This is a genomic window from Pseudomonas sp. B26(2017) (assembly GCF_002113045.1).
GTDB lineage: Bacteria > Pseudomonadota > Gammaproteobacteria > Pseudomonadales > Pseudomonadaceae > Aquipseudomonas.
Genome location: NZ_NEJJ01000020.1, coordinates 76,973 through 99,486, shown reverse-complemented (window position 1 = coordinate 99,486; position 22,514 = coordinate 76,973). Strand labels below are relative to the sequence as shown.

Here is a 22,514-nt window from a genome sequence, read left to right as displayed (position 1 = left end):
AATGTGAAATATCTAAAAAGTCAGCTGAACTTCTGACCAAGCGCAGATTTCTATAGCGCAGAGTGACCTAGAAAACCAAACGATCGTTCCGAAAAGGAAGTTTCAACGTGAAGCGACTATTCTGCTTGGCCGCGATTGCGGCTGCACTGATGGGGCAAAGTTTTACCGCACAAGCTGCTGGCGTCGAGTTTGCAGTGGGTGGTACCAGCGATTCGACGATGACTTATCGCCTGGGTATGAATTTCGATTGGGACAAAAGCTGGCTGCAAAGCGACGTCGGTCGTCTGACCGGTTACTGGAGTGGCGCCTACACCTACTGGGAAGGTGACAAGACCTCCAGCAACAACAGCCTTTCGTTCTCGCCGGTATTTGTGTACGAGTTCGCCGGTCAATCGGTCAAGCCGTATGTCGAGGCGGGGATCGGCGTGGCGCTGTTTTCCAACACCGAGTACGAAGACAACAAGCTCGGCGGTTCCTTCCAGTTCGAGGACCGTATCGGTTTCGGCCTGCGCTTCAATGGCGGGCATGAGGTGGGGATCCGTGCGACGCACTATTCCAACGCCGGTCTGAGCAGCGACAACGACGGGGTTGAAAGCTACGCACTGCATTACACGATGCCGCTGTAAACCTCGAAAGTTAAGCCCAGGAAAAAAGGAGCGCTCAGCGCTCCTTTTTTTGTAATCAGCGATACGCCGTGGCAATACCCTGGCGTTCATCGATGCATTCCGGCGCGCCCATTTCAAACTCGCGGCAGATCAGCGGGCGCTTCTCGTAGATCGTACACATCATCGTGTCGCGATCCAGCGCCGCGCACCAACCGTCGTCCAGACGCAGCATCACTTCACCACCCCAATCGTCGGTATCGATAAAACGCTCGGGTACGCCGGTGTCGGTGATCAGCATCACTTCGAGCTGACAACAGCAGGCTGCACAGGTCGAGCAGGTGACCTCGGGCTCAGCGATTTGCCGATGGGGAATGGTTTTCATGGCGCCAGTGTACGGCAGTGACCGGCGACCGTGTGAAAGGCCTGACAGGCGTTCAGCGCGCCAGCCGCCGGGACAATTGGTGCAGCAGCGGAAACAGCAACGCCCACAGCAGCGCGATGCCAATCAGGCTGGGGAGTTCACCGAAAGGAAATTGCACGCCGGCCAGTCGTCCGCCGGCGCCATAGGACAGCGCGCCCCCTGCCGCGCCAAGCAGACTGGCCAGCCACCACGGCCGTGCGCTCCATTGCAGGCAATGACGCAACGTCGTGGCAAACAACGCCCACAGCAACATCAGCCACAGCGGAATCAGTGGCGACGTATCCTTGAACTCGAAAACCCCGAGGCCGCGCAGCGCGCTGTCCACCGCCGTGCCGATAATCACCACGCTGAGGATCAACCGGCCTTCATGCGCCCAGCTGCTGATCCAGCGCAGATGAACCACCAGCACCGTCAGCGCCAGCAGCAACCACAAACTGTTACCGCCGAGCACGCAGGCCAGCCAGCCGATCTGGAACAGGACTGCGTTGGCTAACCGCTCAAGCATCGAACCGGCCCAGCAAAGGCGCGGTCATGGCCGCCGGTTTGGCCAGCACCAGTTGCGCGGTGCCGATGGTGCGTTCGAGGAATCCGCCCTCGCAATAACACAGGTAGAACTCCCACAGCCTGAGGAAGTAATCGTCATAGCCCAGCTCGGTCAGACGCCCGTGAGCCTGCCGAAAATTCTCGTGCCACAGACGCAGGGTACGGGCGTAGTGCAGGCCGAAATCTTCCATGTGCAACAGATTCATGTCGGTGTCGCGGCTGACGATCTCGAGCATTTTCTGCACGCAGGGCAGGGCGCCGCCGGGAAAAATGTAACGCTGGATGAAGTCCACGCTACGGCGCGCCTGCTCGTAGCGCTGTTCGCGGATAGTGATCGCTTGCAGCAGCATCAGGCCGTTGCTCTTGAGCAGGTGTGCGCACTGTTTGAAGTAAGTCGGCAGGAAGCGGTGGCCGACCGCTTCGATCATCTCGATCGACACCAGTTTGTCGTACTGGCCGGTGAGGTCGCGGTAGTCCTTGAGCAACAGCGTCACCTGATCCTGCAAGCCGAGGCGTTCGATACGGGCGGCGGTGAAGGCGAATTGCTCCTTCGACAGCGTGGTGGTGGTGACTTTGCAGCCGTAACGCTGCGCCGCGTACAGCGCCATGCTTCCCCAGCCGGTGCCGATTTCCAGCAGATGGTCGTCGGGCTTGAGCGCAAGCTTCTGGCAGATCCGCTCCAGTTTGTTCAGTTGCGCCTGCTCCAGGCTGTCGTCCGGGCGGAGAAACTGCGCGGCCGAGTACATCATGGTCGGGTCGAGAAACTGCTCGAACAGGTCATTGCCGAGGTCGTAATGAGCGGCGATGTTTTTCTGCGAGCCCTTGCGCGTATTGCGATTGAGCCAGTGCAGCCCGCGCACCAGCGGGCGACTGAGCCGGGCCAGGCCACCTTCCATTGCGTCGAGCACTTCAAGGTTGCTGACGAAGACCCGCACCACTGCCGTCAGATCCGGCGAGCGCCAGTAACCATGAATAAAAGCCTCGCCGGCACCAATCGAACCATTGCTCGCGACCAGGCCCCAGGCGGCGGGATCCAGCACCTGAATTTCCCCCACCAGCGCGCTGCCCGGCGTACCGAAGACGTGACGTTCGCCGTCCTCGATGACGATCAGTTGGCCCTGTTTGAGCTGCTCCAACTGGCGCAGTACTCCCCGGCGCAGCAGCGAACTGCTCAAACCGTGGGGGCTGAACAGGCTGGCTTTGGCCGAGACGCTAGTGGATTTCATGGTGGCGTTCCTTGGTCGGTACGGTGGCGGTTCGAAAATGGTCGTCGGCGCGCTGGTGGTCATACACCGGGGTGCGCTTGAGCAGCAGGCGCAATGCTTGCCAATAGATCGCCAGCGCGGTCTTGGCGGTCATCCAGGGAAAGCGCCACAAGTGCCGGTGCAGGTGGCGCCGATCAAGGGGTTCGCGTCGCAGGTCGAGGGTGGCGTCGAACAGTTTTCGCTCGCCTTGCCAGTCGGCCATGTGCACGCCCAGAGTCTGCGCGGCTGGGCTGAAACGCATGCGGTATTCCAGATCCGGCGGCAGGAACGGTGACACGTGAAATGCCTTGGTCACCGCAAAGTGCTGGTGAAAGTCATGCAAATCGGTCGGCGCCCGAGCCGGCAGCACGTAGTGATAACGCTCGCGCCACGGCGTGTTGGTGACTTCGCAGAGAATCGCAGCCAATTGGCCGTCGGCTTCGTGGCAATAGAAAAAACTCACCGGGTTGAACGACAGGCCCCAGCTGCGCGGCTGGGTCAGCAGGCAGATCGAACCTTGCGGCGCGTGGCCCAGGGCTTCGCCAACCAAGCGGCGCACCGCATCGCTCAGGCGTACACCCCGGCCGGTGAAGGTTTTCAGGTAGTCGGTTTCGCGAAATGAGAACGGCGCAAAGCGGCTGGCACCCGCCAGTCGCGACAGGCCCAGCACCGCCTCCTGTTCAGCCAGATCGAGGTACAACATGCCGATCCGGTAACGGAATTCATGACGGCGCGGAGCAAATCGCCGATGGGCGATCCAGCCACTGTAGAGCGCGCTGTTCACAGGCTTTCTCCGAAAGCTGCGGCGACGCGCAAGGCGCTGACCACGCCATCTTCATGGAAACCGTTGGCCCAATAGGCACCGCAATAATGCGTGTGCTGCGAGCCGTCGATTTCGGCCCAGCGTTGTTGCGCCGCCACCGCCGCGAGGCTGAATTGCGGGTGGGCGTAGGTGAAGCGCGCGAGCACTTTGGACGGGCTGATCCCGGCGCTCTGGTTGAGGCTGACGCAGAAGGTGGTGTCGCTCTGGATGCCTTGCAGGATGTTCATGTCGTAGGTCACGGCGGCCTGGGTATGACCGGCGCCGCCGAGGCGATAATTCCAGCTGGCCCAGGCCCGTTTGCGCGCGGGCAGCAGGCGGGTGTCGGTGTGCAGCACCACTTCATTGTCGGCATAGGGCAGGGCACGGAGGATTGCCCGTTCTTTATCGTCAGGATTTCCCAGCAGTCGCAACGCCTGATCGCTGTGGCAGGCCAGCACCACTTTGTCGAAACGTTCGATGCCGGCGGGGCTGTGGATAACCACGCCGTGCGCATCGCGATCGATCCGGCCTATCGAGCAGTTCAGGCGGATGCGCTCCTTGAACGACGCGGTCAGCGGCGCGATGTAGGCACTGGACCCGCCCTCGATCACCTGCCACTGCGGCCGGTTGCTGATCGACAGCAACCCGTGATTCTCGAAAAAGCGCACGAAGAACTGCAATGGAAAATTGAGCATCTCGGCCATCGGCATTGACCAGATCGCCGCTCCCATCGGCACGATGTAATGCAGGATGAAGCGCTCGCCGTAACCGCCAGCCTTGAAGTAGTCGTCGAGGGTGGTGTCGGCGGCGATTCGCTGTTCGGCAAGGTCGCGCCGGGCTTCTTTATTGAACCGCAGGATGTCACGCAACATGCCCCAGAATCCGGGCGACAACAGATTGCTGCGCTGGGCGAACAGGCTGTTCAGGTTATTGCCGTTGTATTCCAGGCCGGTGTCGGGATCGTTCACCGAAAAACTCATTTCGGTAGGCTTGAACGCCACGCCCAACTGGCCGAGCAAACGAATGAAGTTGGGATACGTCCAGTCGTTGAACACGATGAAGCCGGTGTCCACTGCGTAGTCGCGTCCGTCCACGGTCACCGGCACCGTGTGCGTGTGACCACCGACCCGGGCGTCGGCTTCGAACACGGTGATTTCATGTCGACGAGCGAGCAGATACGCGCAGGTCAAACCGGCGATGCCGCTACCGACGATGGCGATTTTCATGTTGCATCCCTGAGCGGCGGGTTGCTGCGCACCATGCGTTTGCCAATCGCCAGTTGTACGCGCGCGGGCATTTTCGACAAGGGCCACAGGGCGGCGATGAACAGCGCCGGGAAAGCGATCTCCAGCGGGCGATCCTTCAGTTTGGCGAAGATATGCCGCGCGGCTTTTTCCACAGGCCAGCTGAGCGGCATCGGAAAATCATTCTTGGCGGTCAGCGGTGTGTCGACGAAACCAGGGCTGATTACCGTGACGTCAATGCCTTCGTCGGCGAGGTCGATACGCAGGGATTCGAACAGATAACGTAGCCCGGCCTTCGATGCGCCATAGGCTTCGGCGCGGGGCAGCGGCACATAAGTCACCGAGCTGGCCATCCCCACCAGATGCGGCGCCGTACCTTTGCGCAGCAAGGGCAGGGCGGCTTCGATGCAATAGCTGCTGGCAAGCAGGTTGGTGCGCACCACGTGTTCGATGATCGTGGCGTCGAACTGACGAGCGTCGACGTATTCGCAAGTGCCTGCGTTGAGGATGACCGAGTCCAGCGCCCCCCAGTCGTGTGCGATCTGTTCGCCGATCTCGCGCACGGTCTGGCTGTTGGTCAGGTCGCCGGGTACCACCAGCACCTGTCCCGGATAACGTTGCGACAACACCTTGAGCGGCGCGACCTGGCGGGAACTGACCGCCAGATGTGCGCCGGTCTTGAGGATTTCTTCTGCCAATGCTGCACCAATGCCACTGCTGGCGCCGGTCAGCCAATAACGCCGTGGAGCTGTACGACTCATCCCAATCTCCTTTTCAGCCAAGCGATCACTCGGCCCAATACAGGTAAATGTTCATAAAGCAGCGCTCCGGCATCGAAGTAATCCCGGTGGCGGTAAACCTTGTCGCTCCAGAGCAAATGTGAGCAGCCGGCGACGCGGATCAGCTGCCCGCCGCTCAGACGCGGGTGGCGGTAGCTCATGACCCAACGCAAATAACCTTCGCCGTCGCCGATCTGGTCGAATCCGTGGAAATCGAAGCGCAGTTCGTTGACGTTGGCGTACAACTCGCTGAAATAACCGCGCAAGTTCGTCAGCCCCTGCACTTCATGCAGTGGATCGGTGAAATGAATGTCTTCGCTGTACAGTTCGTTCAGGTTTCGCAGGTTGTCTTTGTTCAACTGTGCGAACCGCTGGGCAAAACCGCGCAGAAATTCACTCATCGCTCTCTCCTTGCGGCGATCGCGACGGCAGGTTCTTGAAGGCTGCCAGCGCCCGTTCCCGTGATGCACCCAGATTGACGATCGGCGCCGGATAGTCCGCCACGCCGAACAGCCCGCCGGCACTGGCCGGGTCGTGGACTTCTTTCTTGTTCAGCCCGGCCAGCTCCGGCAGCCAGTGCTTGATGAACAAGCCTTCGCTGTCGAATTTTTCCGACTGGCTGACCGGGTTGAAGATGCGGAAGTAAGGCGCCGAATCGGTACCGGTCGAAGCACTCCACTGCCAGCCGCCGTTGTTGGCGGCCAGGTCGCCGTCGATCAGGTGGCGCATGAAGAAACGCTCGCCCTCGCGCCAGTCGATCAACAGGTTCTTGGTCAGAAACATTGCCACCACCATCCGCAGGCGGTTGTGCATCCAGCCGGTTTCCAGCAGTTGGCGCATGGCCGCGTCGATGATCGGCAAGCCGGTGCGGGCCTCTTGCCAGGCGGCCAGGTCCTCGGGGGCGTCGCGCCAGGCCAGGGCTTCGGTTTCCGGGCGGAATGCGCGATGCCGTGAAACCCGCGGATATCCGACGAGGATGTGTTTGTAGAACTCGCGCCACAGCAGTTCGTTGATCCAGGTGACAGCCCCGACCTTGCCGCTTTCGAATTCGCCCTGATTGCTTTGCAGGGCGGCGTGCAGGCATTGGCGTGGCGAAATCACGCCAGCGGCCAGATAGGCCGAAAGCTGGCTGGTGCCGGGTTTGGCCGGGAAGTCGCGCTCGCTCTTGTAGTAATCGATCTGCGCATCGGCGAACGTGTCGAGGCGCCGTCGGGCCTCGGCTTCACCGGCGGGCCACAGGGCGCGCAGGGATTCGTCGGGTGTCGGGAATCCTTCGATGGCTTGCGGAACGGTGTCGCTGGCGATGTTCAGCGCCGATTGTTTTCCCGGCGCTTGTTTGAGCGAAGGCATCGAGCGGTGCAGGCGTTCGTAGCAAACCTTGCGGAACTGGCTGAACACCTGAAAGTAGGTACCGGTCTTGGTCAGAACGCTGCCTGGCTTGAACAGCAATTGGTCGAGGTAGCTGTGGAAGGTTATGCCTGCCGCTTGCAACGCCTCGGCGACGGCGGCATCGCGACGGCTTTCGTGGATGCCGTATTCCTCGTTGACGTGCACGGCATCGATCTTCAGCTGCCGGCACAGTTCGAGCAGCACGTCGGGTGCCTGATCCCAGTGAGGCGCGGTGCGGATCAGGAGCGGGATGTTCAGGTCGCCCAGGCTTTTGCTCAGCTCGCGCAAATTGCGCAGCCAGAAATCGACCTTGCACGGCGCGTCGTCATGTTCCTGCCATTGCTGCGGGCTCAACAGATACACGGCCACGGTCGGGCCACGCTCGGCGGCGGCCGCGAGGGCGGTGTTGTCGTGTTGGCGCAGGTCGCTGCGCAGCCAGATCAATTGCATGTCGGTCTCTGCCTGAATCATTAAATCAACCCACGCTGAATGAGTACCCGATGCGCCGAAAGAGGGTCCTCGGCCAGGAGCAGGTCAGTGATTTCGGAAGTTCTTGCGGACAACTCGGCGTGGTGAATGCACACCGTTGGTCCGGCAATCAGTTTTGGGCAGCTGATGCCATTCAACAGTTTCGGCAGCTGCGCAAGGCTCAGGGCTTTGCTGGAATACAGCAGGACGCCACGGGCTTGCAGGGTATCGGTTGCCAGCGCCAGCTCTCCGGCCGGCAGCGGCCAGTCAAACACCTGCACCGGGCAATCGGCGCTGCTGATCAGCCAGGCGCAGAGCCACAGGTGCGGTTCCAGTGGCAGATCCGACTGATTGACTAGCAGCAGCGGCGCGGTGCGCAACTGACGATTGTTATGGTAGATGCGCGCGCCGAATTTGCTGCGCAACCAGGCAAAAAAGAACACGCGCTCCATCTGCGCGCCAAACTGGCCTTGCCAGCGCTGTTCGAGATCGCTCAGCAGCGGCAGCAGCAATTGCTCGCAAAGGGTGCGCGGCGGGTACAGCGCCATCGCCTGGTTGATGCAGTCGTCGAGGCTGCGCTCGTTCAGGTGAGTGACTGCCAGAAGGGCGGCCTGGCGCAGCGGATGCCATTCGTCCTCCACCGGTTCGTTGAACGCCTGCGCCGTATCGAGCAATGGTTTGACCTGGCTGACCGCAACACCCCGGTTGAGCCAGGTGAGGATGTTCTGGATCCGCTGCACGTGGTCGGCGCTGTACAGGCGATGGCCCTTGGGCGTGCGGTGCGGAACGATCAGCCCGTAGCGGCGTTCCCAGGCGCGCAGAGTCACGGCATTCACGCCGGTCTGGCGTGCGACTTCGCGAATCGGCAGCCAGCCTTCGTCGAGGGCTTTCTTGAAGTCGGCGCCGAGGTCTTCACGGGCGCTGGTGTCGAGTGAGTCGTTCATCAAATGGCGTTTCGCAGGCTGAGGTTTTCCGGATGCGGTTGCAGGTACACCTGCTGCGCAATGTAGGGATCCGGGTGGAGGCGAAAGTGATGCTTGAGCAACGTCAGCGGCACCACCAGGGGCACGATGCCGTGCCGGTACTGACCGATGATGTGTTGCACTTCCTGTTTTTCTTCGGGGCTGATGACCTGCTTCAGATAGCCACTGATGTGCTGCAGGACATTGCTGTGGGTGCGGCGGGTGGCGCATTTCTTCAGCGCTGCCATCAGTTCGCTGAAATAGCGTGGGCCGAGCTCGATCGGGTCGGTCCGGCCCATGTTGCCCAGCAGACTGCCCAGCGCCTTGTATTGCACCGGGTTGTGGGCCATCAGCAGGTATTTGTAGCGCGAGTGAAAGTCGGTGAGGGCGCGGCGGCTCAAGCCTTGCTTGAGCACTTGCTGCCATTCGCGGTAGGCGAGTACGCGGGTGATGAAATTTTCCCGCAGCACCGGATCGTTAAGACGCCCGGCTTCTTCCACCGGCAGGTCCGGGTGCTGTGCACAGAACGCCTCGGCGTAAATGCCGCGCCCGCCACCATTCACCGGTGCGCCGTTGGAGTGGTAGACCTTGACCCGCTCCAGTCCGCAGGATGGCGATTGCTGCATAAAGATGTAGCCGCAGATGTCACTGAGCTCCCCGGCCATTTTCTCGCCGTAAGCGGCCAGTGGCTGAGTGACATTGATCGCTGGATTGACGGTGCCGACCGCTTCAGGCCGGGCGGGGTCGCCCACCAGCCGGATCGGCTCGCGAGGAATTCCCAGGCCGATCGCTACTTCAGGACATACCGGAACGAATTCAAAATGCTCGGCCAGGGTGCGGCTGCACAGCCGCGACTCCTTGTGGCCACCGTTGTAGCGAACTTCGGCCCCCATCAGGCAGGCGCTGATGGCGATTTTTGGCAGGGACGTCGATGAGTCGGACATGCAGCAACCTCGAATCTGAACCTGTACAGACGAGTAAATCTGTACAACATTCTTCAAGCATAGATTCAAAGGTGTACAAGTCAAATGGTTTGTACAAGTTTATGCGATTTTCAGCACCAGCCCATTTTCCAGCGTGAATCATCTTGCAGAGCATGCCAGTGGCATTGCTCGGTACGCCGGGTCAGCACTGCCTGCAACTCGATTTCCAGCACCGTGCCGTCCTCGTCGCGGAACAGTTCGGTCACCAGAAAATGCTTTTCACGGTTTTGCGGGTGGGCTGCTGTCCATTTCGACAGCAGCAATTTGCGCGGATTGATGCGATTCACTGCAGGTGTTCGTGCAAGCGTCTTGCCGCCTCCTGACCACTGAGCCAGGCCCCTTCGACGCGACCCGACAGGCACCAGTCGCCACAGGCGTACAGGCCCAGATCGGCGTCGGCCAGGGTGCCCCATTCATGGCTGCTGGCCGGGCGGGCATAGAGCCAGCGGTGGGCGAGGCTGAAGGTCGGGGCCGGCATGGCGCTGTGCAGCAATTCGGCGAAGGCGCCGTGCAATTGTTCGATCACCGCTTCCTTGGGCAGGTCGATGTGTTGTCGGCTCCAGGCGCTGGTGGCGTGCAGGACCCAGGTATCGCACGTGGTGTCGCGGCCCGGTTTGCTGCGGTTGCGGGCCAGCCAGTCGAGTGCGCTGTCCTGGACGAAGCAGCCTTCGATCGGCGTATCCAGCGGCGTGTCGAAGGCCAGGGCGACGGCCCAGGTCGGGTCCATTTTCACCCCGGCAGCGGCACCGGCGAGTTTCGGCGCAGCGGCCAGCAGGGCAGTGGCCTGCGGCGCCGGCGTGGCGATCACCACATGGCTGAACGGCCCGTGGGTAAAGCCTTCGGCGTCCTGCAGATGCCAGTGTTCTTCGCCGCGATAGACCTCGGTGATCCGGCAGGCGAAATGCACTTCCAGCCCATCGAGCAGGCCCCGGGTGATGGCGCTCATGCGCGGCGTGCCGACCCAGCGGGTCTGTTCGTCCGGTGACAGATTCAACTGCCCGCCGTGAAAGGTGTAGAGCTGCGGGGCCCATTCGGCGACCCAGCCCTTGCTTTGCCAGCGCTGAACTTCAGTCACGAAGCGCCGATCACGGGCGGTGAAGTATTGCGCGCCCATGTCCAGAGAGCCTGCGTCGCTGCGTTTGCTCGACATGCGTCCGCCGCTGCCGCGGCTTTTATCGAACAACTGAACGGTATGCCCGGCATCCGTCAGGGCCTGGGCGGCGGAGAGTCCGGCGATGCCGGTGCCAATGATTGCGATAGGTACAGTCATAGGGGCCTCGTTTACCTTTCTGTACAGACTACGCCGTCGATGAAACCTGTACAATTTTGTTTTTTGGTATAACTTCCAGCGTTCTGGTTCTGACAGCTTGGCCTATGGTTAAACAATAGAGCCTGCCCGATAGAAAAGATCCCTGTTTATAAAAATAGACTAGTGATCGGGGTAAAACGCCACGCGAGGAAGAAGTCATGCACATATTGCTGACCGGCGGTACTGGATTGATCGGACGTCAGCTTTGCCGGCACTGGTCCGGGCAGGGGCATCGCCTGACAGTCTGGAGTCGTCGTCCGGAAAAAGTCGCGAAAATCTGTGGCGCCCAGGTGCGTGGAGTCGCGCATCTGGAGGACCTTGGCGATGAGCCGGTCGACGTGATCGTCAACCTCGCCGGCGCGCCGATTGCCGACCGGCCGTGGACTCATCGACGCAAGGCGCTGTTGTGGAGCAGCCGGATCACGTTGACCGAATCGTTGCTGGCGTGGCTGGAAAATCGCGGACAGAAACCATCGCTGCTGATCTCGGGTTCTGCCGTGGGTTGGTATGGTAACGGCGGCGAGCGCGAGTTGACCGAAGACTCGCCACCGGTGATCGATGATTTCGCCAGCCAGTTGTGCATCGCCTGGGAGGAAACCGCGCAGCGCGCCGAAGCGATGGACATTCGCGTGGTGCTGGTGCGCACCGGGCTGGTGCTGTCGGCCGAGGGCGGCTTTTTGTCGCGCCTGCTGCTGCCGTTCAAGCTTGGGCTGGGCGGGCCTTTGGGCAACGGTCGGCAGTGGATGCCGTGGATTCATATCGATGACCAAATCGCTCTGATTGATTTTCTTCTGCACCGCAATCAGGCGAGCGGTCCTTATAATGCGTGCGCGCCGAACCCTGTGCGCAATCGCGAATTTGCCAGGACGCTGGGCAGCGTGCTGCACCGCCCGGCGTTCATACCGATGCCGGCCCTCGCCTTGAAGGTCGGGCTCGGCGAGATGTCATTGCTGTTACTGGGTGGCCAACGGGCCACGCCGAAACGCTTGCTGGAAGCGGGATTCACTTTCCGGTTCACGGATTTACGCGCGGCCCTGGACGATCTTTCCGGCCGCCTCTGAAATAGGACGTTGCATGACCGATCACGCCTTGCTTCTGGTCAACCTGGGTTCGCCGGCCTCCACTTCGGTGGCCGACGTGCGCAGCTACCTCAATCAATTTTTGATGGACCCATACGTGATCGACCTGCCGTGGCCGGTACGACGTCTGCTGGTGTCGCTGATCCTGATCAAGCGCCCCGAGCAGTCGGCCCATGCCTACGCCTCGATCTGGTGGGAGGAAGGTTCGCCGCTGGTGGTGCTCAGCCGTCGTCTGCAACAGCAGATGAAGGCGCAGTGGACTCACGGCCCGGTTGAGCTGGCCATGCGTTACGGCGAGCCGTCGATCGAGACAAGCCTGTTGAAGCTGGTCGCGGCGGGGCACAAACGCATTACCCTCGCACCGCTTTATCCACAGTTCGCCGACAGCACCACGACCACGGTGATCGAAGAAGCCAGGCGCGTGCTGCGCGAGAAGAAGCTCGATGTGCAACTGTCGGTGTTGCAGCCGTTCTACGATCAGCCGGAATACCTCGACGCGCTGGTGGCGAGCGCCAAGCCGCACTTGCAGCAGGATTACGATCACCTGTTGCTCAGCTTCCACGGTTTGCCGGAGCGGCACCTGACCAAGCTCGACCCGACCGGCAATCATTGCTTCAAGAATGAAGATTGCTGCAAAAACGCTTCGGCTGCCGTCTTGGCCACCTGTTATCGCGCCCAGTGCCTGCGCACGGCGGCGTTGTTTGCTGAGCGCATGGGGCTGCCGGACGGCAAGTGGTCGGTGTCGTTTCAATCGCGGCTGGGCCGGGCGAAATGGATCGAACCCTACACCGAAGCGCGGCTGGATGAACTGGCCAAAAGCGGCGTGAAGAAGATTCTGGTCATGTGCCCGGCGTTCGTTGCCGATTGCATCGAGACCCTGGAAGAGATCGGCGATCGCGGCAAGGAACAGTTCCGGGAGGCAGGGGGAGAGGAGTTGGTGCTGGTGCCATGCCTGAATGATGACCCGCAATGGGCGAAGGCATTGGCAACGCTGTGCGAACGGGCGCCACTGGCCCTTTGATGATCGTAGATGATTGATCGTTCCCACGCTCCGCGTGGGAATGCAGCCCGTGACGCTCCGCGTCACTGGACGCGGAGCGTCCCCAGAGGCATTCCCACGCGGAGCGTGGGAACGATCAGTGTGGGGTGATCCGCGTGGGAACGATCTTGAAGCTAGGGCTTAGATCAGCGGCTCATCCGCCTTCTTCTGCTTCCAGCCGTCATTGCCCGGCAGCAGCAGGTTCAGCGCAATCGCCACCACCGCACACAGCGCGATGCCTTTGAGGCCGAAGTCGTCGGGACCTGTGCCGGTGCCGACCAGCACACCGCCGATACCGAACACCAGGGTCACCGAAACGATCACCAGATTGCGCGCCTCGCCCAGGTCGATCTTGTGACGGATCAGGGTGTTCATCCCCACCGCCGCAATCGAACCGAACAGCAGGCACAGAATCCCGCCCATCACCGGTACCGGAATGCTTTGTAGCAGGGCCCCGAACTTGCCGATGAATGCCAGGGCGATGGCGAAGATCGCCGCCCAGGTCATGATTTTCGGGTTGTAGTTCTTGGTCAGCATCACCGCGCCGGTCACTTCCGCGTAGGTGGTGTTTGGCGGACCGCCGAACAGGCCGGCTGCGGTGGTGGCGATGCCGTCACCCAGCAGGGTGCGATGCAGGCCCGGCTTCTTCAGGTAGTCGCGACCGGTCACGCTGCCGACTGCAATCACGCCGCCGATGTGTTCGATGGCCGGGGCCAGCGCCACCGGGACGATGAACAGGATCGCCTGCCAGTTGAATTCCGGTGCGGTGAAGGCGGGCAGGGCGAACCACGGTGCCGCGGCAATCTTCGCGGTGTCGACCACGCCGAAGTAGAAGGACAGGGCAAAGCCCACCAGCACGCCGGAAATGATCGGCACCAGACGGAAGATTCCCTTGCCGAACACCGCCACGACCAGCGTGGTCAGCAGCGCCGGCATCGAGATCATCATCGCGGTCTGGTAATGGATCAGCTCCGAACCGTCGCCGGCCTTGCCCATCGCCATGTTCGCGGCAATCGGCGCCATGGCCAGGCCAATGGAGATGATCACAGGGCCAATCACCACCGGCGGCAGCAGACGGTCAATGAAACCGGTGCCTTTGATCTTCACGGCAAGGCCGAGGAAGGTGTAGACGAAACCGGCCGCCATCACGCCGCCCATGGTCGCGGCGAGGCCGAACTGGCCCTTGGCGAGAATGATCGGGGTGATGAAGGCGAAACTCGACGCCAGGAATACCGGCACCTGACGCCCGGTGACGATCTGGAACAAAATCGTGCCCAGACCTGCGGTAAACAGTGCCACGTTCGGGTCCAGGCCCGTGATCAGTGGCATCAGCACCAGGGCGCCGAAAGCCACGAACAGCATCTGTGCGCCGGACAGCACCGTGCGCCAGAGCGGATCGTTAAACTCTTGCTGCATGCTTACGCGTCCTTCTGCTTGGTGCCGAAAATCTTGTCACCGGCATCGCCAAGCCCAGGAATGATGTAACCGTGCTCGTTGAGTTTCTGATCGATGGACGCGGTGTAGATGATCACGTCCGGGTGAGCCTGCTCGACAGCGGCAATGCCTTCCGGCGCGGCCACCAGCACCATCGCGCGAATGTCCTTGCAACCGGCCTTCTTCAGCAGGTCGATGGTCGCAACCATGGAGCTGCCGGTGGCGAGCATCGGGTCGATGATCATCGCCAGGCGTTCGTCGATTTCCGGAACCAGTTTTTCCAGATAGGTATGGGCCTGCAGGGTTTCTTCGTTACGGGCAACGCCGACGGCGCTGACCTTTGCGCCCGGGATCAGGCTCAGCACACCTTCGAGCATGCCGATGCCGGCACGCAGGATCGGCACGACGGTAATCTTCTTGCCGGCGATTTTCTCGACCGACACCGTGCCGCACCAACCTTCGATATCGTAGGTTTCCAGCGGCAGGTCTTTGGTAGCTTCATAGGTCAACAGGGCACCGACTTCCTGAGCGAGCTCACGGAAATTCTTGGTGCTGATGTCTGCACGGCGCATAAGGCCAAGTTTGTGACGGATCAGCGGATGGCGGATCTCTTGGATGGACATGGGGAAAGGCTCCGGCGGCGGGCAAAAAAACCGGCCTAGATTAATCTATCCGAGGGTGATGTCCTATAGGACATACAGTACGTTAGTCCACAAATGCTTGATTCGGCTCCGGTTGATGCGTACCTTTGCCCGCTTTTCCGAAATCCGTCCCCCCTGGAGAGCGCCATGTCCGCTGATCTCGAGCATATCCGTCAAATCATGCGAGAGGCTGACTGCCTGTACACCGAAGCTGAAGTCGAGGCTGCCATTGCCCGCGTCGGTGCACAAATCAACGAACAACTGGCCGACAGCAACCCGGTGGTGTTCTGCGTGATGAACGGCGGCCTGATCTTCTCCGGCAAACTGCTGACTCATCTGCAGTTCCCGCTGGAAGCGTCCTACCTGCACGCCACCCGTTATCGCAACGAAACCAGCGGCGGCGACCTGTTCTGGAAAGCCAAGCCGGAAGTCTCGTTCATCGACCGCGACGTGCTGATCATCGACGACATCCTCGACGAAGGTCACACCCTGGGCGCGATCATCGACTTCTGCCGTCACGCCGGCGCGCGCAAAGTGCACACCGCCGTGCTGATCGACAAGGACCACGACCGCAAGGCCCGTCCTGACCTGAAAGCCGACTTCGTCGGCCTGCCGTGCGTTGACCGCTACATCTTCGGTTACGGCATGGACTACAAAGGCTACTGGCGCAACGCCAACGGGATCTTCGCCGTCAAAGGCATGTAATTGCGGGTAATCCCCGATCCCTGTGGGAGCGGGCTTGCCCGCGATGGCGGATTGTCTGACACATTGATGTCGGATTAATCGACGCTTTCGCGGGCAAGCCACGCTCCCACAGTTGTTTTGCGTGTGCTGATCCATCCGCAATACCCATGCTAGAGTGCTCGGCCCCGCCCCCGGAGCCTGTCATGAGCCTTTTGATCCGCAGCGCCATCGCCCTGTTGCTGACCCTCAGCCTGCCTTTGGCCGCCGCCCCGATGCACAGCCAGTTCCTGCCGCCGGACGACCTGACCCTGCGCGATGCCGAACCCGAGCAGCAGCAACTGTTGCAGGTCACCGATTATTCGGTCGTCGTGGGCACCCAGCGTCAGTCCAATCAGCAGCCGATCCCGGTGACCTCGCCGCTGATGATCCGCCTCAAAGGCAAGTTCCTGAACAAGGGCGCGACGATCAATCAGGTGCTGGTCAACTTCGATGGCGAAAGCAAAAGCCTGAAAAAACCGGTGTATGACGACAAGAGCAAGACGCTGACGCTGTTCTATCCGCTGGCCCAGTACCGGGTAATCATCGACCTGCTGCGCAATGACACCGTGTACGTGCAGTTCCTCAGTTACGCCAACGGCCACATCTGGGCCGATTTGCACACCGGCAGCACGCGCTCGCGTTGAGCCTTGTGCCTGTGCAGGGGTAAACTGCCCGCCCCGTGAAATGTCTGCGAGCTGGAGTCGGCAATGCGTAAAGATAAGAAGCAAGTGATTGGTGACGAGATCGGCGATGAGCAGATCAAGCTGTTCCTCGATTTTGAGCCGGTCGACGCCACCTCGCCGTCGCTGCACAAGCTGGTCAAGGCTTACCGTGGCCTGCGCATCGACGATTTCGAGCGTTTCCTGACGTTCTTCGTTGCAGCCGGTTATGACCTGGATGGCAAGGACGAGCACGGCAAGACCTTCGTCGACCAGATCCGCGATCAACGCAACGCGGCGGAATACATCGAGCTGATCGAGAAAGCGCGCGGCTGATAGCCCGAAGTTTTCCACAGGCATAAAAAACGCCCCGCACTCACCGAGTGCGGGGCGTTTTTTCATGGAGCCGAATCAGGCGTAGCTTTCGGTCTCGTTGCTGGCTTCAACCAGTTCCAGCGCGACGTTGTTCTGCGTGTTGATCTTGCGATACAGCGCAGCGTCGGTTTCCAGGACCTTTTCGCGGGCCGGGAAGATTTCCGCCAGTTTGGCAGCCCACTCACCCTTGGCCTTTTCCGGGAAGCATTTCTCGATCAGTTCCAGCATGATCGAAACGGTCACCGAAGCGCCTGGCGAAGCGCCGAGCAGGGCGGCGAGCGAGCCGTCCTTCGCCGCGACCAGTTCGGTACCGAACTGCAGGATGCCGCCTTTTTTCGGGTCTTTCTTGATGATCTGCACCCTTTGGCCGGCCACTTCCAGGCGCCAGTCTTCGGCTTTCGCCTCCGGGTAGAAACGACGCAGGGATTCCAGGCGCTGCTCCATCGACTGCATCACTTCGCTGACCAGGTACTTGGTCAGGTCCATGTTGTTTTTCGCCACGGCCAGCATCGGGCCAATGTTGCCGGCGCGAACCGACAGCGGCAGGTCCATGAAGGAACCGTGCTTGAGGAACTTGGTGGTGAAACCGGCGTATGGCCCGAACAGCAGGGATTTCTTGCCGTCGACCACGCGGGTGTCCAGGTGCGGTACCGACATCGGCGGCGAACCCACGGCGGCCAGGCTGTAAACCTTGGCCTGGTGATGCTTGACCACTTCCGGGTTGTCGCAACGCAGCCACTGGCCGCTGATCGGGAAGCCGCCGAAGCCTTTGCTTTCTTCGATGCCCGAGGCTTGCAGCAGCGGCAGGGCCGCGCCACCAGCGCCGAGGAACACGAACCTGGCGTCGACTTCACGGGTGTTGCCGCTGTTGACGTCCTTGATGCTGACGGTCCAGCCGTTGGCGTTACGCTTGAGGCCGGTCACGCGCTTGCAGTACTTGACCTGAGCATCGGGTGCGCTGGTCAGGTGCTTGAGCAACTGATTGGTCAGGGCGCCGAAGTTGACGTCGGTGCCGTTGATCACGCGGGTGGCGGCGAGTACCTGGTCTTTCGGACGACCCGGCATCATCAGCGGCATCCACTCGGCCATCTTCGCCTTGTCTTCGGTGTATTCCATGTCGGCGAAAGCGTGGTGCTTGTGCAGCACGTTGAAGCGTTCCTTGAGGAACGACACGCCTTTCTCACCCTCGACGTAACTCAGATGCGGCACAGGGCTGATGAAGGATTTGCATGAGCCGAACGTGCCCTTTTTGGTCAGGTACGACCAGAACTGCTTCGACACCTCGAACTGGGTGTTGATGTGCACGGCCTTCTTGATGTCGACGGTGCCGTCGGCAGCCTGCGGCGTGTAGTTCAGCTCGCACAGGCCGGCGTGGCCGGTACCGGCGTTGTTCCATGGGTTGGAACTCTCCGCGGCACCGGAATCCATCAGCTCGACGACTTCCAGCTTGATCGCCGGGTCGAGCTCTTTGAGCAGTACTGCGAGGGTGGCACTCATGATGCCGGCCCCAACCAGAACTACGTCGACTGCTTCGTTATGCGCCATTTAACGCGTCTCCAAAATCTGCAGCACCAAATTGTCGGCATGGCTGCCAGGCGTCCAGGGCAGGTCAGTTGGGCCCCGGGTATCCTTGGTCAGGTGTGCCATGTCCGAATCTTCGCAATTTTTCGCAACTTCGACGGATGCGTGCGGCCTGGCTTAAAGAGTTCCATGAACTCATTTCGGCACGCGGCTGGCAATTCGACTTATGGTCGAGACATCCGTTTGTGCAACCAAATCCGTAGCGGACAGGCTTCAGGCTCCGGTATTCGAGGCGTTCCCGTTCCTGTGTCGTTGGGCTGTTTCAGACGCTAATGGTGCATGTTCAGACGCAAAACTATTCATTTGCTCGCCACACTCTTGTGAAGTTGTGAAAACCCGTTTTTTTCACGCTCTTTTGAAGACGTGAACCTCAAAAAGGGCTGTCCGGGGCTGGCACCGTGCCCGGAGGGGCAAACAACTCAGTGGCCGAGCGTCATGACAGCTCTGCAGATTCGCGAAAAGCGGGATTTGCCAGGGAAACAGCAAGCACGCCAGCTTCACTCGATCTGTGTGGGCGGCTCTCTGTGGGCGATTTGGATGCCAATGCAAGCGCATTTACGCTGTTGCGAGGCCCGATCAGGAGACGTCCTTATAATCGGGGGGAGATTGTATCGAAGAAATGCGGGGAGTTGGTCGAGTTTAATGACTTTTATTAGGCATCCGGTCAGATGCTCAACATCGCCTGAGCGCGTGCGCGTGGGCGCTGCTGTTCGACCCGGGCGCTGGCAGGCAGTGGCTGGTGCAACCAGTTGAGACGGATTTCCTCGATTTCCACCCAGCCGTCACCCATTGGCTGCAGGCTGCACTGTTTGAAAGCCTGGCAATGGCCGTTGCGGTCGAGCAGGGCGAAGCTGCGGTGCAGCGGGCGTGGAGCGAACAACGAGATCAGATAGCGCATGGCAGTGTTCCTTTTGGGGATCTGTGAGGAAGCTTGTCAAAACGCCGTGACGCGAACGTGTATGGGGGGTGAAGAATGTGTGACAGGAACCGCTGGCAGCGGGTTTTGTCTGACATTTCAGTGCTGGTGACCCACAGTGGCCCACCGCTATACTGCCGGCCTGTCTGTGCCTGATTCTGGAGAGAAGAGCATGTTGCAACGCCTGTTGTTCGGTTTGATCACTGTGACCAGTTTGACCCTGGTTGGCTGCGCCCACAGCCCGCAACAACTGAGCCCGGAACCGAAGCTGACCACTCAGCTGGCACCGGTCGGCCACGGCCAGCCTGTCGTGGTTCGCGTCGTGGACGGTCGTCCGTCGCCAACCCTTGGCACCCGTGGCGGTCTGTACCCGGAGACCAGCGCCATTACCGTGCAGCGCGAGCAGATCCTGCCGAAGTTGCAGGCCCAGGCCGAAGCGGCCGTGCGTCTGCTGGGCTTCACCCCGTCCAACGGCGCGATGAATGCTCCACAGCTGACCGTGACCCTGACTGAACTGAAATACCAGTCGCCGAAAGAAGGCATGTATGTGACCGAAGCCACCATCGGCGCGACATTCCGCTCCGACGTGCAGAGCGGCAACCGTCGCTACAGCGGCCGTTACGGCGCGTCGCTGGACCAGCGTTTCGGCATGGCGCCGAATCAGGAAACCAACACCAAACTGGTCAGCGACGTGTTGAGCGATGCGCTGACTCGTCTGTTCAAGGACCCGAGCATCGGCCAGATCCTGGCGGAATAAGCCTTTCGTCAGATCCGCAAAGCCCGGGGTCAGTGATGGCCCCGGGCTTTTTCGTTCAGGCGGCCTGGGAATAGAAATCGAGGACGCTGACGCCGGTGAGCAGATCGGTCTCGGGCAAGTCCGCGTGCTGGTGCCCGCCGAGGGCGCAGTACACGAGCCAGTGACGATCCTGAACATTGAAGGCCAGGCTGCCGACGAGGGTCTGCTGTTCGTCGGACGGGGAGATGAGGTACAGGCGATCCTGGTTTTCAGCGTGAAGCATGTCGCGTTCCGTGTCGGTTTCGAGGCGCGCAGGGTGACTGAAACAAATGACGATGCCGTGACACAGGACAGCCATCGGTCGATTGACGGGTTATTTGTCGCAAAGGGTAGGGCAGTCGGGGAGTGTTTCGGTAGAATCCGCGCCGCGGTCGTCGGTCTGGCGTTCGCCAAACCGATCTAGATTGAGGTCTGTGATGTCGCTGCACTTGATGACGCTGTTTACCGCCCATCCCGCCAAACTGATCAACCTGCTGGCCCTGCTGTTGGCCTTCCCCGGCAGTTGGCTGCTGCATGCGACCCGTCGCCGTGAACAACGGGCCATGGCCAGTATCGCGGCCCAGCGTCAGCAGAAGCCTGATCAGGAGCCGGTGCTCGATTGGGCGACCCTGCGCATGAACCGCTTTTTCTACCGCTTCGGTTTCGCCTGCCTTGGTCTGGCGTTATTGGTGTCCTGGATCAGTACCCGCTTCTGAACGAAAAACGGCGCCCGAAGGCGCCGTTCCCGTATCTGGTCGATACCGCTTACAGCGGCAGTCCAGCCTTGACCCGGTACTGATTGCGCACCGGCGTCGCATATTGCAGCACCAGATACGGACGATGCTCCTCGGGGCAGGCGTCCAGACGGTTCTGCCATTCTTCCTGGGCCTTGGCCAGTTCTTCGGCACCGAACACTTCGGCAGCCTTCGGCACGTTCAACTGCGGATCGGCATCGGCCCACTGTGCGTACGCCAGGTAATGCACCGGGAACAGCCGGTAGCCGCCGAGAATCTGCTTGTCCATCTCGACCGCCAATTGCTTGGTGTCTTCGAACAGCTCGGTGATCGGCGCGGCGAAGTTCACGTGCACCCGGCCCTTATAGCCGGTGATGCCCTTGGCGATGCTCACGTCATCCTCGCCCGGCGCCTTGCTGTAGGTGCCGGTGGTGGCGCGGATATATAGCTCGCGGGCCTTGGCCTGATCGCACGGATCGTATTCGTAGCTGATCGACACCGGGGTCAGGTTCAGCGACCGGATGACCTCGCCGAACGGCTCGTCCTTGCGGCTCATGTGGAACATCTTGAGTATCGCCGACTCGGTACGGTCGTCACCGTCCTTCGCGCGGCCTTCGGCCTGGGCGATCCAGATCGAGGCGCAGTCGTTGCGGATCGAGTGGTTGATATAGGCCGACAGCAACTGGTACGCGGCCATTTTCTCCCGGCGCCCGGTGATCGAGCGGTGCACGATGAAGCTCTTGTTCAGGCGCATCAGGTCGCTGACGAACGGCTTTTGCAGCAGGTTGTCGCCAATCGCGATACGCGGCGTCGGCAGGCCCGCGTGGTACACGGCGTAGTTGACGAAGGCCGGATCCATCACGATGTCGCGGTGATTGGCGATGAACAGATAGGCGCTGCCGGACTTGAATTGCTCGACACCGGTGTAGGTCACGCCATCGGTGGCGCGCTCGATGGTGTGGTCGACGTAGAACTCGACCTTGTCCTGCAATGTGGCCACAGAGGTCACGTCGGCAAACTCACGACGCAGCCGATGGGCTATAAGTGGTTTGAGCATCCAGCCGAAGGCACCGGCAAAACGCGGGAAGCGGAAGTGGGTGAGGATATCTAGAAACGCCTTGTCGCCGAGCAGTCGCGCCAGTACCGCAGGTACTTCGCTGTCGTCGTAAGGTCGGATGGCATCGAATTCGCCCATCATGCTCTCTTGTTGGAAACGGCTAGGGTAAGTAAAGGTTTTGATCGAAAACCAACGGGGCACGGTCTGAAAAAGTAGCCAGACAAAAATAGCCCTGCAAATAGACCGGCGATTATACGCACAAGTCACCTGGGAGACCGCGATGCTGGAAAGCGCAGTATATGAATGTCCGTATTGTGGTGAAGAGGTCGAGACGACCGTGGATCTCTCCGGTGGCGACCAGACTTATATTGAGGACTGTCAGGTCTGTTGTCGGCCGATCACCTTTGTGTTGCAGGTCCATGGAGAGGACTGGTTTCTGGAAGTCTTCAGCGAAAACGAGTGAGGCGCGCCCATGCAGCGAATCTACGAGCCGGAAAACCTGATGGAAGGCGAGATGCTCAAGGGCATGCTTGCCAGCGAAGGTATCGAGGCGCACCTGGTCGGGCGCGATCTGCTGGGCGGTACGGGCGAGTTGCCGATCTTCGGTCTGTTGGGCCTGTCGGTGGATGACGACCAGGCGGAATACGCCCGCGAGCTGATCAGTGCGTACAATGCCGCGCTGCCGCTGCCCGGCGATGAACCGGACAGCTATCCCGGGACGCTGGTCTGTTAGGCTGGCGTTCGTTTTATTT

General features: G+C 60.7%; 28 protein-coding genes. 10 read left to right on the top strand and 18 right to left on the bottom strand.

Features of this window, described 5'->3' with window-relative positions:
* Window positions 1-107: 107 nt before the first annotated feature.
* On the top strand, window positions 108-626 hold the full coding sequence (locus CAF79_RS25575; RefSeq protein WP_085700887.1) for an acyloxyacyl hydrolase: 519 nt from the start codon (window positions 108-110) through the stop codon (window positions 624-626).
* A gap of 55 nt (window positions 627-681) precedes the next feature.
* On the opposite strand, the gene CAF79_RS25570 is transcribed toward CAF79_RS25575, so the two are convergent.
* From CAF79_RS25570 to CAF79_RS25515, 12 genes are all read right to left on the bottom strand, one after another.
* A complete protein-coding gene (locus CAF79_RS25570) occupies window positions 682-987 on the bottom strand; it encodes a YkgJ family cysteine cluster protein (protein WP_007951707.1) in 306 nt (101 codons plus the stop codon).
* A gap of 52 nt (window positions 988-1,039) precedes the next feature.
* Window positions 1,040-1,531, bottom strand: coding sequence for a DUF2878 domain-containing protein (locus CAF79_RS25565; protein WP_085700886.1), 492 nt, complete (start codon window positions 1,529-1,531; stop codon window positions 1,040-1,042).
* Window positions 1,524-2,795, bottom strand: coding sequence for a cyclopropane-fatty-acyl-phospholipid synthase family protein (locus CAF79_RS25560; protein ID WP_085700885.1), 1,272 nt, complete (start codon window positions 2,793-2,795; stop codon window positions 1,524-1,526). The genes CAF79_RS25565 and CAF79_RS25560 overlap by 8 nt, the downstream gene beginning before the upstream one ends.
* On the bottom strand, window positions 2,782-3,597 hold the full coding sequence (locus CAF79_RS25555; protein WP_085700884.1) for a DUF1365 domain-containing protein: 816 nt from the start codon (window positions 3,595-3,597) through the stop codon (window positions 2,782-2,784). The genes CAF79_RS25560 and CAF79_RS25555 overlap by 14 nt, the downstream gene beginning before the upstream one ends.
* A complete protein-coding gene (locus tag CAF79_RS25550) occupies window positions 3,594-4,841 on the bottom strand; it encodes an NAD(P)/FAD-dependent oxidoreductase (RefSeq protein ID WP_085700883.1) in 1,248 nt (415 codons plus the stop codon). The genes CAF79_RS25555 and CAF79_RS25550 overlap by 4 nt, the downstream gene beginning before the upstream one ends.
* The gene (locus CAF79_RS25545; protein ID WP_085700882.1) at window positions 4,838-5,620 is read right to left on the bottom strand and encodes an SDR family oxidoreductase; all 783 of its coding nucleotides are present in this window, start codon (window positions 5,618-5,620) and stop codon (window positions 4,838-4,840) included. Before CAF79_RS25545 ends, CAF79_RS25550 begins: the two co-directional genes overlap by 4 nt.
* Window positions 5,617-6,039 carry a nuclear transport factor 2 family protein gene (locus CAF79_RS25540; protein WP_085700881.1) on the bottom strand — a complete coding sequence of 141 codons (423 nt, stop codon included), beginning with the start codon at window positions 6,037-6,039 and terminating at the stop codon, window positions 5,617-5,619. Before CAF79_RS25540 ends, CAF79_RS25545 begins: the two co-directional genes overlap by 4 nt.
* A complete protein-coding gene (gene phrB, locus CAF79_RS25535; protein WP_139832631.1) occupies window positions 6,032-7,477 on the bottom strand; it encodes a deoxyribodipyrimidine photo-lyase in 1,446 nt (481 codons plus the stop codon). The genes CAF79_RS25540 and phrB overlap by 8 nt, the downstream gene beginning before the upstream one ends.
* 20 nt (window positions 7,478-7,497) lie before the next feature.
* Window positions 7,498-8,439: a MerR family transcriptional regulator gene (locus tag CAF79_RS25530; RefSeq protein WP_085700879.1), complete on the bottom strand. Its 942-nt coding sequence runs from the start codon at window positions 8,437-8,439 to the stop codon at window positions 7,498-7,500.
* Complete coding sequence (locus CAF79_RS25525) at window positions 8,439-9,401, bottom strand: DUF523 and DUF1722 domain-containing protein (RefSeq protein WP_085700878.1); 963 nt, start codon at window positions 9,399-9,401, stop codon at window positions 8,439-8,441. Before CAF79_RS25525 ends, CAF79_RS25530 begins: the two co-directional genes overlap by 1 nt.
* Window positions 9,402-9,511: 110 nt before the next feature.
* Window positions 9,512-9,727 carry a TIGR02450 family Trp-rich protein gene (locus CAF79_RS25520; protein ID WP_085700877.1) on the bottom strand — a complete coding sequence of 72 codons (216 nt, stop codon included), beginning with the start codon at window positions 9,725-9,727 and terminating at the stop codon, window positions 9,512-9,514.
* Window positions 9,724-10,710, bottom strand: coding sequence for an NAD(P)/FAD-dependent oxidoreductase (locus CAF79_RS25515; RefSeq protein WP_007951687.1), 987 nt, complete (start codon window positions 10,708-10,710; stop codon window positions 9,724-9,726). The genes CAF79_RS25520 and CAF79_RS25515 overlap by 4 nt, the downstream gene beginning before the upstream one ends.
* 197 nt (window positions 10,711-10,907) lie before the next feature.
* Between CAF79_RS25515 and CAF79_RS25510 the strand changes: the two genes are divergently transcribed.
* The gene (locus CAF79_RS25510) at window positions 10,908-11,810 is read left to right on the top strand and encodes a TIGR01777 family oxidoreductase (RefSeq protein ID WP_085700876.1); all 903 of its coding nucleotides are present in this window, start codon (window positions 10,908-10,910) and stop codon (window positions 11,808-11,810) included.
* Between the two features lie 13 nt (window positions 11,811-11,823).
* Window positions 11,824-12,849, top strand: coding sequence for a ferrochelatase (gene hemH / locus CAF79_RS25505; RefSeq protein ID WP_085700875.1), 1,026 nt, complete (start codon window positions 11,824-11,826; stop codon window positions 12,847-12,849).
* Between the two features lie 159 nt (window positions 12,850-13,008).
* Here the strand turns inward: hemH and CAF79_RS25500 are convergent, their stop codons facing one another.
* Window positions 13,009-14,283 carry a uracil-xanthine permease family protein gene (locus CAF79_RS25500; protein WP_085700874.1) on the bottom strand — a complete coding sequence of 425 codons (1,275 nt, stop codon included), beginning with the start codon at window positions 14,281-14,283 and terminating at the stop codon, window positions 13,009-13,011.
* 2 nt (window positions 14,284-14,285) lie between these two features.
* Window positions 14,286-14,924 carry a uracil phosphoribosyltransferase gene (gene upp / locus CAF79_RS25495; RefSeq protein ID WP_011335903.1) on the bottom strand — a complete coding sequence of 213 codons (639 nt, stop codon included), beginning with the start codon at window positions 14,922-14,924 and terminating at the stop codon, window positions 14,286-14,288.
* Between the two features lie 165 nt (window positions 14,925-15,089).
* On the opposite strand from upp, the gene CAF79_RS25490 reads away from it, so the two are divergent.
* From CAF79_RS25490 to CAF79_RS25480, 3 genes are all read left to right on the top strand, one after another.
* On the top strand, window positions 15,090-15,647 hold the full coding sequence (locus CAF79_RS25490) for a hypoxanthine-guanine phosphoribosyltransferase (protein ID WP_085700873.1): 558 nt from the start codon (window positions 15,090-15,092) through the stop codon (window positions 15,645-15,647).
* Window positions 15,648-15,829: 182 nt separating this feature from the next.
* Window positions 15,830-16,309: a hypothetical protein gene (locus tag CAF79_RS25485; RefSeq protein ID WP_085700872.1), complete on the top strand. Its 480-nt coding sequence runs from the start codon at window positions 15,830-15,832 to the stop codon at window positions 16,307-16,309.
* A 63-nt stretch (window positions 16,310-16,372) separates the two neighbouring features.
* Window positions 16,373-16,660, top strand: a complete 288-nt coding sequence (locus tag CAF79_RS25480; protein ID WP_085700871.1) for a PA4642 family protein — start codon at window positions 16,373-16,375, stop codon at window positions 16,658-16,660.
* A 75-nt stretch (window positions 16,661-16,735) separates the two neighbouring features.
* On the opposite strand, the gene mqo is transcribed toward CAF79_RS25480, so the two are convergent.
* Together mqo and CAF79_RS25470 are read right to left on the bottom strand one after the other, a co-directional pair.
* Complete coding sequence (gene mqo / locus CAF79_RS25475) at window positions 16,736-18,244, bottom strand: malate dehydrogenase (quinone) (protein ID WP_085700870.1); 1,509 nt, start codon at window positions 18,242-18,244, stop codon at window positions 16,736-16,738.
* Between the two features lie 700 nt (window positions 18,245-18,944).
* On the bottom strand, window positions 18,945-19,178 hold the full coding sequence (locus tag CAF79_RS25470) for a hypothetical protein (protein ID WP_039766297.1): 234 nt from the start codon (window positions 19,176-19,178) through the stop codon (window positions 18,945-18,947).
* A 190-nt stretch (window positions 19,179-19,368) separates the two neighbouring features.
* On the opposite strand from CAF79_RS25470, the gene CAF79_RS25465 reads away from it, so the two are divergent.
* A complete protein-coding gene (locus CAF79_RS25465) occupies window positions 19,369-19,953 on the top strand; it encodes a YajG family lipoprotein (RefSeq protein WP_085684758.1) in 585 nt (194 codons plus the stop codon).
* Between the two features lie 55 nt (window positions 19,954-20,008).
* Here the strand turns inward: CAF79_RS25465 and CAF79_RS25460 are convergent, their stop codons facing one another.
* On the bottom strand, window positions 20,009-20,215 hold the full coding sequence (locus CAF79_RS25460; RefSeq protein WP_039766399.1) for a hypothetical protein: 207 nt from the start codon (window positions 20,213-20,215) through the stop codon (window positions 20,009-20,011).
* A gap of 193 nt (window positions 20,216-20,408) precedes the next feature.
* On the opposite strand from CAF79_RS25460, the gene CAF79_RS25455 reads away from it, so the two are divergent.
* Window positions 20,409-20,687, top strand: coding sequence for a hypothetical protein (locus tag CAF79_RS25455; RefSeq protein WP_085700869.1), 279 nt, complete (start codon window positions 20,409-20,411; stop codon window positions 20,685-20,687).
* Between the two features lie 49 nt (window positions 20,688-20,736).
* Here CAF79_RS25455 and CAF79_RS25450 read toward each other — a convergent pair whose 3' ends face one another.
* Window positions 20,737-21,903: a 1-acyl-sn-glycerol-3-phosphate acyltransferase gene (locus tag CAF79_RS25450; protein WP_085700868.1), complete on the bottom strand. Its 1,167-nt coding sequence runs from the start codon at window positions 21,901-21,903 to the stop codon at window positions 20,737-20,739.
* A gap of 139 nt (window positions 21,904-22,042) precedes the next feature.
* Here CAF79_RS25450 and CAF79_RS25445 point away from each other — a divergent pair, with 139 nt between their 5' ends.
* The gene (locus CAF79_RS25445) at window positions 22,043-22,225 is read left to right on the top strand and encodes a CPXCG motif-containing cysteine-rich protein (RefSeq protein WP_007951671.1); all 183 of its coding nucleotides are present in this window, start codon (window positions 22,043-22,045) and stop codon (window positions 22,223-22,225) included.
* 9 nt (window positions 22,226-22,234) lie between these two features.
* On the top strand, window positions 22,235-22,495 hold the full coding sequence (locus CAF79_RS25440) for a putative signal transducing protein (RefSeq protein WP_085684752.1): 261 nt from the start codon (window positions 22,235-22,237) through the stop codon (window positions 22,493-22,495).
* Window positions 22,496-22,514 lie beyond the last annotated feature (19 nt).